Origin of the sequence: Flavobacterium rhizophilum (assembly GCF_046000485.1) — a bacterium.
GTDB lineage: Bacteria > Bacteroidota > Bacteroidia > Flavobacteriales > Flavobacteriaceae > Flavobacterium > Flavobacterium rhizophilum.
The window spans coordinates 33,950-46,494 of the sequence record NZ_JBELQB010000017.1; the positions used below are offsets into that span (position 1 = coordinate 33,950).

At 36.0% G+C, this 12,545-nt stretch carries 8 protein-coding genes; 3 read left to right on the top strand and 5 right to left on the bottom strand.

What is annotated here, in order from left to right:
• Positions 1–63: 63 nt before the first annotated feature.
• The 4 genes from ABS768_RS17065 to ABS768_RS17080 all read right to left on the bottom strand — a co-directional run bounded on the left by ABS768_RS17065 (position 64) and on the right by ABS768_RS17080 (position 5,869).
• A complete protein-coding gene (locus ABS768_RS17065; protein ID WP_408076167.1) occupies positions 64–1,422 on the bottom strand; it encodes a HAMP domain-containing sensor histidine kinase in 1,359 nt (452 codons plus the stop codon).
• Positions 1,423–2,097, bottom strand: a complete 675-nt coding sequence (locus ABS768_RS17070) for a response regulator transcription factor (protein ID WP_408076168.1) — start codon at positions 2,095–2,097, stop codon at positions 1,423–1,425.
• Positions 2,098–2,213: 116 nt separating this feature from the next.
• Positions 2,214–3,926: a glycoside hydrolase family 43 protein gene (locus ABS768_RS17075; protein ID WP_408076169.1), complete on the bottom strand. Its 1,713-nt coding sequence runs from the start codon at positions 3,924–3,926 to the stop codon at positions 2,214–2,216.
• A 38-nt stretch (positions 3,927–3,964) separates the two neighbouring features.
• Positions 3,965–5,869 carry a sialate O-acetylesterase gene (locus tag ABS768_RS17080; RefSeq protein WP_408076170.1) on the bottom strand — a complete coding sequence of 635 codons (1,905 nt, stop codon included), beginning with the start codon at positions 5,867–5,869 and terminating at the stop codon, positions 3,965–3,967.
• Positions 5,870–6,100: 231 nt separating this feature from the next.
• Here ABS768_RS17080 and xylA point away from each other — a divergent pair, with 231 nt between their 5' ends.
• The 3 genes from xylA (at position 6,101) to ABS768_RS17095 (ending at position 9,770) form a co-directional block, all read left to right on the top strand.
• A complete protein-coding gene (gene xylA, locus ABS768_RS17085; RefSeq protein WP_408076171.1) occupies positions 6,101–7,423 on the top strand; it encodes a xylose isomerase in 1,323 nt (440 codons plus the stop codon).
• Between the two features lie 65 nt (positions 7,424–7,488).
• A complete protein-coding gene (locus tag ABS768_RS17090) occupies positions 7,489–8,595 on the top strand; it encodes a glycoside hydrolase family 43 protein (protein WP_408076172.1) in 1,107 nt (368 codons plus the stop codon).
• 125 nt (positions 8,596–8,720) lie between these two features.
• Positions 8,721–9,770, top strand: a complete 1,050-nt coding sequence (locus ABS768_RS17095) for an endo-1,4-beta-xylanase (protein ID WP_408076173.1) — start codon at positions 8,721–8,723, stop codon at positions 9,768–9,770.
• A gap of 126 nt (positions 9,771–9,896) precedes the next feature.
• On the opposite strand, the gene ABS768_RS17100 is transcribed toward ABS768_RS17095, so the two are convergent.
• Entirely contained in the window at positions 9,897–12,521 is a 2,625-nt protein-coding gene (locus ABS768_RS17100) for a glycoside hydrolase family 3 C-terminal domain-containing protein (protein ID WP_408076174.1), read from the bottom strand.
• Positions 12,522–12,545: the final 24 nt, after the last annotated feature.

Sequence of the window (12,545 nt, forward strand, 5' to 3'; positions counted from 1 at the left end):
TGCCCGTATTAAAGCAGTATTTGCGTCTTGTTAGAAAGCTATGAGAACGATATTAGAAAATGATTAGAGTTTAGGGAATGTAATCACAACTTCTGTACCTTCATGTTCTTTAGAGTTGATTTTGAAAATAACATTGTTTTTTGCAAATAGTATGGAAGCAAGAGATAAGCCTATACCGCTTCCCTGTACATTGCCTACATTACTACCCCTGTAAAAAGTTTCCCTAATATGGCTCAGGTCGTTTGCATTAATACCTCTTCCGGAGTCTTTTATGGTTATTTGCAGTTGGTTATCACTGTTTAGTAATGCAATTTCTACAGGTTCATTTTCAGAGTACTTAACTGCATTTTCGATAATGTTGTATGCAGCCATACTTATTTCTGATTCATTTCCTTTTACCGTTAGCAGTTTTTCATCCTCAACTTTAAAGGTGATGCGTAATTTGGTATTGGTAAACTCTTTTACGTTAGAAATTTTATCGTTAATGTCCCATAGCATTTCGTCGACCCTAAAAGTTTCTTTGCCCACAGCTTCAGCTTTAAGACCGGAAAGAATCATGAGTGTATTTAATATCTGTTCTATCTCATAGACATTATTAAGTACCTTACCTGTTATTTCCTGATACTCTTCGGGAGATCTTTCCTTTTGGGCAAATACTTCCAAATGACCAGATATGGATGCCAACGGTGTTTTAAACTCATGCGAAATATAATTGATAAAGTTTTTTTGGGTTTTAAAAGTGTTTGACAGTCGTTGTAACAGGTTATTATAGGTTTCTATCAGCTTTTGTACTTCATCGCGGGTATTAACACTTACGATCTTTTCATCCAGTGAAGAAGCCTCTATTTCATTAACCTGTTTTATAACTGTATTAATAGGTTTATAGGCAATTTTAGATAAGAAACGACTTAATATGTAGATAACCAATAAACCTGCCAGAAGAACAATTATCATGATGATCATAAGCTCATGAGTCTGGGCTTTAAAATCCCTGTCGTTTGCTTTTACAAATACCACAAAGTCTCCCTGATTATCCTGATAAAAAATCCCGAAGTAGAAATGGTCCTTTGATTTGAACATGACCTTTCGGTTTTCCCGTACTTTATTAAGTATTTGTGGCGTTATGCTATTGGTGCTTAAATCATCACCATAGGCGACGTTGTTTTCTTTATTATAAACACCAACGTCAACATCCTGTATATTCTCGTTATATTGTTCTTTTATCTGTTTGTGCTGGTCTATAGGGAGTTCATCCTTTTCCAAGTAATAAATGGCAGAAAGCAGACATATACGTTGTAAATCATTAAAAATCCTTTTTTCAGAACTTTGATAAAAAGCGATATATATTATTAGGGCAGTAGTAATAAATACCACTCCAAATGTTAATGAAGAGATTAAGGTAAGCCTGTTTCTTATTTTCATTTAACTGTCTTTAAGCATATAACCTGTACCCACTATAGTTTGTAGTGTTGCAGAGGTAAGGTTCATCTTATTTCTAAGGTACGATATATATACATCAACTACGTTAGTATTGTTGTCATAATTAATTCCCCATACATTATTAAGTATTTGTGTGCGTGGCATTACCTTGTTTTTGTTTTCTACCAAAAACAACAGTAGTTTGTATTCACGGGGAGAAAGATCAATGGTTTTGTTATTGACCAATACTTTATGTTCATCTGTATTTATGATAATATCTCCGCAACTGTATATGTTCTGTTCCTTATCATAGTTGAGTTTGGTACGTCTTACAAGTGCATTGATTCTAGAGATAAGTTCCTTAAAATGGAATGGCTTAACCAAATAATCATCGGCTCCCGAGTCAAGCGCATTAACCTTATCTTCAGGGTCGCCCAAAGCACTGAGCATTATGATAGGGGTATTTTTCTTTTTATAACGTATTAGTTTAACCAGTTCAACACCGTCTATATCAGGTAACATTATATCCATTAATATAATATCCCATTCAGAAGATAAAATATGTTCACGGGCATTTACGCCATTATCGCTTAAATGTACATTAAAACCATTTTCCTGCAGGCCTTTTAATACAAAATCGCTTATTCTTTTATCATCTTCTATCAGGAGGATATTCATAAGACTGTAAGTTTTTACAAACTTATTAATTATAAATAAAATCAGATAAGGTTAAGTTGGCATCTGTATAATTTAACTTTATCTGATTTTAAGAGCTTTTTTTATTTGAATATGGTTTAAGGCAAAATATCGTTTGAACTTGTAGCATATAAACCAATAAGGTTTCCTGTAAATCCTCCTGCAATATCAGTTGAAAGAATATCGCCAGACATGACTCCTCCAAAGTTATTAAAGGTATTGCCATCAAAAGAGTAATAAAAGCTATAGTCATCTCCTTTTGCAGTTACCTTCAGATATAACTGATTGTTTATATCTGTTTTTTGACTGGCAATAACTGTCGATTTTCCATTTTCTGTTCTCTCAAGTACGAGGTAATAATCCTGTCCTTTTTTGGTAACCCCAAATACATAATTAAACTTTTCATTCTGAAAACAAGTAATACCGGCGAGGTCTTTTTCTGATTTGGGTTTGTATGATAGTTTTACTGTTGCTTCAAAAGAGGCATGCTGCTGTCTGTAAAACAGGGTAGAGGTAGGAGCATTTGCTTTAATATTTGTTTTAAAAGGAGTGATAGTTAAACCATTTTTTCCTGTTATTATAAACTTTTCTCTTGGTCCTCTTATACCAATCCAGCGATAATCTAACTTATTAGAGGTAAAATTATCAGTAAAATTAAAATTTCCGTTAGGCAAGTATCCTGCTTTTCCGGTTTTATTCTCAACACCATTAGGTAATTTTAATAAAGGTTTTAAAGGAACGAGACCGTTTTCAAATACAGGGAACTCTCCGCTCCAGTCTACCGGGAGAATAAATGTTTCACGACCTGTGTTTACACGTTGTTTTTCGTTAGGACGAACAGCAAGAAATACCCCGTAATAATTTCCGTCAACAGTTTCCACAAGATCTGCATGTCCTGCCCAGTCTACTTTATTTGTCCTGCCTTTTGCAAAATAACGTTGGGTAAGTATGGGGTTGTTTTTTGCAGGAATATAAGGACCAATAGGGTTATCACTCACAAAAATTACCTCACTATGCCAGTCACCTGTCCCGCCTTCGGCACACATAAGGTAATATTTGTTGTTCTTTTTATAGATATGAGGTCCTTCAATCCAAATAGGTTTTTGAGTGATGTCTGTCCCGCCGTTAACAATAATCTTATCTGAATTAGGAACCACCTGATCTTTCTGCAAATCATATTCCCATATTTTTATTACTCTGTGTCCCTGATATAGTTCTGTTCCCTTATCCGGGGCATCATTGTGTACCAGGTAAGCTTTACCATTATCATCAAAAAATAATGACGGATCTATTCCTTCAAAGTTAAGTTTAAACGGATCACTCCAGCTTTTAGAAGGGTCATTTGTTTTTACCACTATATTCCCCATTCCCCCTGCAATCTCTGTAGTTATCATATAAAAAGTATCATTATAGGGATTGTACTTAATGTCGGGAGCATAGACACCACCCGATATTCGTGAATCTTCTACTTTAAGCTGTGATTCCCTGTCCAGTACATGTCCTATCTGTTTCCAGTTTACCAAATCGGTAGAATGAAAAATTGGCACTCCCGGAAACATGGCAAACGAAGAATTTACCAGATAGTAATCATTCCCTTTGCGGGTAATACTTGGATCAGGATAGCAGCCCTGTAGTATGGGAGTATAAAATTCATCGGACTTTAAAGGATTTTTATCATAAATGTCGTCCTTTCCCTGATAGGTGAATTCTGAAAAGACTGGCTCTTCTTTATTATTTGCCTTAGGCTTTTGAGCTGAAGACTGATTAATTGATAAAATAATTAACAGAGTTGTTATTGCTATTTTTTTCATCAAAATAATAATATTAGAATTTTTAAATATTTATAAAACTATTCATCAGTTCGAAAAGGTACAGCCGGTAAATTTTCCTTATTTATCAAATTAGGATTTACAGGATTATCTGCCCAGGCATATCGTATGTACAATGGTTTTTCAATGCTTTCATTCCATAAAATCACTGTATTTCCTTCAATTTTTGTTTTTGCCCAAACAAAATTTTTGTCTGCTCCCGCAATAGCAAATTCAGATGGTGCTTCCCCATCAGTTGTAGAAAGTCCATTCCCTGTATTATTAAAGCTTACTATTATTTTATTTCCCTTAATTTCTGATGATTTGTAAGAAGGACCAGAGCTTATTATAGGTTCATTATAAGCCGTTTTTTCTGCTGCTAAAGCTAGCCGTTCACCTACTTCTTTTTTTCTGTCAGGATGAATGTCGTTCCATTCGCCTAAATCTATTGCTACTGCCATTGCAGTTTTTGGTATTGATAAAGATTTAGCCTGTTCTTCCCTAAACAATGCCCATTGACTTTCGGAAGGGAGGTAGTTATAGTCCATAAACCCCGGAAGCTGTACATATAAAAAAGGAAGCTGTTTATTCCATTTATTACGCCAGTCGTCTATAAGTGCAGCCTGAAGCTTTGAATACTCACTGGCATTTCCGGTATTGCTTTCTCCCTGATACCATACAAAACCTTTAATGTTATAATTTATTAAAGGGGAAATCATAGCATTATAAAGAGCAGTAGGCTGATAGTGCAATGCTATTTTATTATAGTTTTTATTAAAAGGCATATTTACCCTTCCTACTTTATATTGCCAGTATCCGGTAAGATCAATTGTATCTTTTCCAGCAACAATATAATAGGGCTTGTCGGGTACAAAACCACCTTTACCAAAATTATTGGTAACCTGCACAACAAAAAGGTTTTTACCGGGCTTTAATACATCATTTGCAACAGAATAGCGACGCTGTGGATACATATATGTTGTGTTTCCAATTCGCTTACCGTTTATATATAATACATCGGCATCTACTATGCGCCCTAAAAACACCATAGCTTTTTTCTTTGTCATAGCTTCAGGAATGTCAATTTCCCGCCTGTACCATACTGTACCGTCTAAGCCTTTTATTCCCTGGTCTTCCCAATAGCCGGGTATGGCTATGTTTCTCCATCCTTTAGGTTTATAAACTGTATCAAACCATTTTTCTTCTAAACCCTTATCTTTGGGTAAAGGGGTTTCAGTTTGCGGCAATGTATTTTGGCTGTTTATGTATAAAGTATCTTTGTTTCTGTTAATAGTTTCAAGCACATTAGGGAATTCTTTAAATCCTTTTTCACTAACCCATGCCTCAATAGGCGTGCCGCCCCAGCTGGAATTGATAATTCCAATAGGGACCTTATATTTTTGATATAATTCTTTAGCAAAAAAATAGGCAACAGCCGAAAACTCATTTATATCAGGATTTATAGCTTTTTTCCATGAGCTTTCGGGAAGTTTTGTTTGAGGACCTGAAAGATTTACTGTATTAGGAACAAAAAACTGTCGTATTCCGTCATACGATGCATTTGCTATCTCATCGGCATAAAGCACATTATGTAAACGCATTTGATGTACCATATTAGACTGACCTGAACAAAGCCACACATCACCAACAAGAATATCATTAAGTATAATTTTATTACTGCCTTCAATCTCCATACTATACGGACCTCCAGCCTTAATAGGAGACAGGATAACTTTCCATACACCGTTTTTTGTAGTAATGGTTTTGTATTTCTTATTGTTAAACCTAACGGTTACTTTTTCGTTAGGAGTTGCCCAACCCCAAATATTTATAGGTTCTTCTCTTTGTAATACCATACCATTGCTTACTATCTCAGGAAGTTTTATCTGCGCTTTAGCAGTAATTGAAAGTATAAGAGTGAAAAATAAAAGCAGGGCTTTTTTCATAGTTTATTTGGTTTAAATTTTAAATGTTTATGAATTTGGAATTAAAAGAATAAGATAAAAAAGCATTATTTGTAAAGTTATTTTTTTTAATCAGTTTGTCTTGCAATATCAATAAAAGATACAGAAAACGTTTTCGTAAATTTTCATTCTTACTTCTAAGGCTTTAGGAATAGTACACTTACTTTTGAGAATAAGTACTTATTTTCAAGAATGTTACAATCCGCTAAAAATATGAACACTACAAAACAGGTTTATTTTAAGACTGTAGATAAGATACAGTTTGAAGGAAGGGATAGCGACAATCCGCTTGCTTTTAAATGGTATGACGAGACCCGAATAGTTGCCGGAAAATCACTTAAAGAACATTTTAAATTTGCAATGGCCTACTGGCATACCCTGTGTAATACGGGTGATGATCCCTTTGGTCCGGGTACAATAAAAAATTCATGGAATTCAAATGAAGATGCTATAGCCCGGGCAAAAGACAAAATGGATGCAGGTTTTGAGTTTATGGAAAAACTTGGTCTGCCTTATTATTGTTTTCATGATGTAGATCTTGTAGACGAAGCTCCAACACTTGCAGAGTTTGAACAGCGGGTACAGGCAATGGTAGCTTATGCAAAGGAAAAACAAAAAGAGACGGGAATAAAACTGCTTTGGGGAACCAGTAACCTTTTCAGTAATCCGCGATATATGAACGGAGCCTCAACCAACCCCGACTTTGATGTGGTAGCTCATGCCGGAGGGCAGGCTAAAATAGCTATAGATGCAACCATAGCCTTAAATGGTGAAGGATATGTGTTTTGGGGTGGTCGTGAAGGTTATATGAGCCTTTTAAATACCGACATGAAACGTGAGCAGGAACATTTGGCAATGTTTCTTGCCATGTGTAGAGATTATGCACGTAATGAAGGTTTTAAAGGTTCTTTCTTTATTGAGCCTAAACCTATGGAACCTATGAAGCATCAGTATGATTTTGATGCGGCCACGTGTATAGGGTTTCTTAACAAATTTGGTTTACAAGACGACTTTAAATTAAATATAGAAGTAAACCATGCTACACTGGCAGGGCATACCTTTGAACACGAGCTTCAGGTTGCTGCTAATGCAGGTATGCTTGGAAGTATAGATGCCAATAGGGGAGATTATCAAAACGGCTGGGATACCGACCAGTTTCCTATAGATATTTATGAGATAACACAGGCTATGCTGGTGTTTTTACAAAACGGAGGAGTAAAAGGCGGAGGGATAAATTTTGACGCAAAAGTTCGCCGTAACTCAATAGATTATGAAGATAAGTTTATCGCTCATATAAGTGGTATGGATGTTTTTGCAAGAGGGCTTATTTGTGCAGACCATATACTTAACAATACTAACTATAGCGAATTAAAAACCACACGATATATGTCATTTGACAGTGGTAACGGTGCGGCATTTGAAAATGGCAAGCTTAAGCTTCAAAATCTTAGTGACATAGCCCGTGAAAATGGGAATCCTAAGCCAAGAAGTGGCAGGCAGGAATTATTTGAGCAGATAATAGCAAATGCATATTAAACTTTTAAACCACTTTAAATAAAAATATTTAAAGTGGTTTCTTTTACCAACTAAAACTAAAATCTATGATGAACAGAAAAAAATACACACTAACATCGTATATAGCAATTATATCGGTAGCTTCACTAGTAACATTTACTTCCTGTAAAGAGGAAAAGGAGAAAGAAGCTAGCGTAGAGGATACAAAAGAAACAACAGAAAAAGAATTTTTAACTCAGCCTTTGGTTTCTCATATTTATACCGCAGATCCCTCAGCACACGTGTTTGATGGCAAAATATACATTTATCCTTCTCATGATATTGATGCCGGTATTCCTGAAAATGATAATGGCGACCATTTTGATATGAGAGATTATCATATTTTATCGATGGATAGTATAGGCGGAAAGGTTACTGATCATGGTATTGCACTCGATATTAAAGATATTCCCTGGGCCGGGCGACAATTATGGGCTCCGGATGCAGCATATAAAAACGGAACATATTACCTGTATTTTCCTGTAAAGGATAAAGATGATGTATTTAGAATTGGAGTGGCTACCAGTAAATCTCCGCAAGGTCCTTTTACACCCGAAAAAGAACCAATAAAAGGAAGCTTTAGTATAGATCCTGCTGTGTTTACCGATGACGACGGAACATCTTATATGTATTTTGGAGGCATTTGGGGAGGCCAGTTGCAGCAATGGGCTTCAGGCAAGTTTGATGCAAATGGTTCAAAAACCGACTTAGAAGACCCAAATGTTCCTGCGCTAAGTTGTAAAGTTGTTAAACTTTCTAACGATATGCTGCAATTTGACGGGCCGGTGCAGGATGTTGTTATTAATGACAGTAATGGCAAACCACTTCTTACTTCAGATCATGACAGAAGATTTTTTGAAGGTTCATGGATGCACAAATACAATAATAAATATTATTTTACATATTCTACAGGAGATACTCATTACCTGGCTTATGCAACATCAGACAAGCCTACCGGACCATTTGTTTATGGAGGGCATTTTATGAACCCTGTGCAGGGTTGGACAACCCACCATTCAATAGTTGAAATTAACGGAAAATGGTATATCTTTTATCATGATACACAACTATCAGGTAAAACTCATCTTCGCAATGTAAAGGTGACGGAACTGACTCATAATCCTGATGGTAGTTTGGAATTAATTAATCCGTAATGAAAAGATAATTAGTGATGTATATAAGTAAAAGCATAAGGAAAATTAGTTTAATCACTGCTGTAGGTTTGTGCTCAATACTGTTATTTTCATGTAAGCATAGTGCTGAGGTTAAGCATGATACCATGGAAGAAACATTTAAAGATGCTTTTAAGGATAAATTCTATATAGGGGTAGCAATAAACCGTAGACAGGCCTTGCAAAAAAATGAAAAGGAAACTACTCTTATAAAGCAATACTTTAACAGTATCAGTCCGGAGAATGATCTTAAATGGGAGAATATCCACCCTTCACAGGGAATTTATAATTTTGATCCTGCCGATAGTTATGTAAAAACAGGGACGGAGTCGGGCATGTTCATTATAGGGCATACCTTAGTTTGGCATTCGCAAACACCTGATTGGGTATTTACCGATGAACAAGAAAATTTACTTACCCGTGAGGAGTTACTTAAGCGAATGAAAGACCATATAGATACAGTAGTTTCCCGATATAAAGGGAAGATAAAAGGATGGGATGTTGTTAATGAAGCCCTTAATGAAGATGGTTCTTTAAGAGATTCTAAATGGAGAACTATAATAGGAGATGACTATATAGAAAAAGCTTTTGAATTTGCCCATGCGGCAGATCCTGAAGCTGAACTGTATTACAATGATTATAATTTATATAAGGCAGAAAAACGAAGCGGGGCAATTAAAATAGTTAATAGCTTAAAGGAAAAAGGAATACCAATAAATGCAGTAGGGGAACAGGGACATTATAATTTGGATCGTGCCTCTTTACAGGATATTGAGACTACAATACAGGATTTTATAAAAGCCGGGGTAAATGTAAATTTTACTGAGCTGGATATTTCTGTATTGCCTGAAGCAAATGCAGATGCTACAGCAGATGTGGCTAATTCTGAAATATATAAAGAAGAACTTAACCCATATGTAGACGGGTTACCTGTAGAAGTAGAAAACCGTTTGGCACAACGCTATGGAAGCATATTTAAGTTATTTGTAAAGTATGAGAAGCATATTGACAGGGTTACCTTTTGGGGACTCTCCGACGCTGATACCTGGTTAAATAACTGGCCTGTTAGAGGGAGAACCAATTATCCTTTACCTTTTAACAGGGACTACACCCTTAAAAAAGAGGTAGCAAAAGCAATACTAGATACTGCAAAATAAATAGTTTTGATTAGTAAATAGCAAAGCCTGTAGGGAGCTCAATCCTACAGGCTTTTTTAACGAACGCTAACTAACTTCTAACTATTTAAAAGTTATGTTACTGTAACTGTTTATAAACAGTATTTTTTAATTTATATAAATCGTTTTGGTTACCATGTTACTGGTACTCTTATTGGGCTCTCCCGGTTGATGGCCTCCAACAGCAATATCTAATTCACCATACAATGACTTTAATTCTCCGTTAGGGGTAACATAGGTAAGATCTTGAGGTGTAAGCTTAAAGATTACGGTTTTAGATTCTCCCGACTTTAGGTTAATTCTTTCAAATCCTTTAAGTGTTTTTAAAGCTGTTTTTATTTCTTTGTTTTTATTTATCAGGTATAATTGGGCAACTTCATCTCCTTGTATAGTCCCTGTATTAGTTATTTTTACTGATATTTCAACTTCTTTTCCTTTATTTATGTCTGTAGGTATATTTAACTGCTCATAAGCAAAAGACGAATAGCTTAGTCCAAACCCAAAACCGTAGAGAGGTTTTCCGGAAAAATATCTGTAGGTACGATTTTTCAGACTATAATCTGTAAATGCAGGGAGGTCCTTATCATCTCTGTAAAAAGTTACAGGTAACCTACCGGAAGGATTATAATCTCCAAAAAGGATATCAGCTACGGCTGTGCCGGCAGCCTGTCCGCCATACCAGCAGTTTATAATAGCAGGTATATTTTCTGATTCCCAGGGAGTCGCTATGGCACTTCCGGTCATCATTACAAAAATTACAGGTTTTCCCGTTTTTTGTAATGCCTTCATTAGCTCTGTTTGTATTTCCGGCAGTAAGATAGAAGTGCGGTCACCGCCTTCAAATCCCGTGTAGTTAACTTCCATTTCTTCACCCTCCAGTTGAGGTGATATACCTCCAGTAAAAATAAAAGCATCGGCATCCTTATAGCGGTCAGCAATATTTTCAAAGCTGGTATTAGTATATTTACCGGTGCTGAATTTTACATTAGCTTTTCCTTTTCCCTGCCAGTACTCTATCTGTAAGTTGTAAACAGAATCTTTTTTTACAATTAATTCATAAGTTTTTGCTCCCCATCTGTTTCTTTCCCATGCATCAATAACAGTTTTTCCGTTTACAATAAAGCGATAACCATCATCAGCTTCCAGTTCAAACACTACCGGACCGTTTACCTGAGGTTTAAAATCAGTAGTAAAGCGAACAGAAAAATTGTAGGCTTTAATGTCGTTTATAACAGTTTGCCCTTCCTGCCAGTTATAATCAGGGCTTTTTTCCCTTTTTACAATAGGATTCCCTTGTAAAAGGATATTATTATAATATTCTGCCTTAAACCCATTTTTCCCGTCATAAAAATATTGGTCATTAAGATTATTATATTCAAGAATGGTGTTATCTGTAAAGTTAACTGCCTTATCAAAAATTACTTCACAGTCTTTAGGAAGTTTGTCTTTTATGCCTTGCAGTACAGTGGTTGTTCTTGATGGGGTTCCGTTATAATTACCCAGTATGGCTATTTTGTTATCAGCATTTGGACCTAAAACCACTATCTTTTTTAGTTTTTTATTTAAGGGGAGTGTTTTGTTTTCATTTTTGAGCAGCACTATAGATTCCCTTGCCATTTTTAATGCGTGGTCTGAATGAGGTTTACTTTCCAGTACAGATGTTGGTGTTTGTGCATATTTTACCATAGATACCGGGTCGAACATCCCTAAGCGAAACCGAATCATGAATAATCTTTTTACGGAAATATCTATTTGCTCTTTGGTAATCTCACCGTTTTTTACCGCTTCGATTAGTGAAAGATATACATCTGTTCCACATTCCAGATCTGTACCGTGAAACACAGCATCTGCCGATGCTAATTCAGCATTTGGATGTGTTTTGTGATGTTTAAAAAAGTCATCTATAGCCCAACAATCAGAGGTAACATATCCTGTAAATCCCCATTGGTTACGTAAAATATCAATCATTAGGGTATTACTGGCACAACACGGTTGTGTTCTGAATGCATTATAAGCACACATAACTCCCGCCACATCAGATTCGGTTACCAATTTTTTGAAAGCAGGTAAATAGGTATCCCATAATTCGTACGGACTAACATCAACATCAAAAGTATGCCGAAGGGGTTCAGGACCACTATGCACCGCATAATGCTTAGCACAGGCGGTAGCCTTAAGATATTTAGGATCATCACCCTGTAGTCCTCTTACAAAAGCATCACCCAGCTGTGCTGTTAAAAAAGGATCCTCTCCATAGGTTTCCTGTCCGCGTCCCCAGCGTGGATCTCTAAATATATTAATATTTGGAGTCCAGTAGGTAAGTCCCAAATAGCGCTCTTTGGTTTGTCCTGTTTCCAGCGCAATATTATATATGGCGCGTCCTTCTGTGGCCGAAAAATCAGCCATTGTAAAAAGTGCATCTTTGTCAAAAGTGGCAGCCATAGCTATTGCCTGGGGGTATACCGTTACATTATAGGGAGTACGAGCCACACCATGAAGTGTTTCATTCCACCAGTCGTAAGCCGGTATGTCAAGACGCTCGATAGCAGGGGAAGAATTTAGCATTTGTGATACTTTTTCTTCAAGGGTTAGTCTGCCAACAAGATCATTAACTCTTTCCTCAAAAGTTAAGTTATAGTCCTGAAACGGATATTGCTGATTCTGTGCAAATGCCGAAAGGCCAATATTTGCATACAGAAAGAACAGGAATATATAAAGCGTATTAAATTTCATTTTTAAATAATTTGAAAGATTATC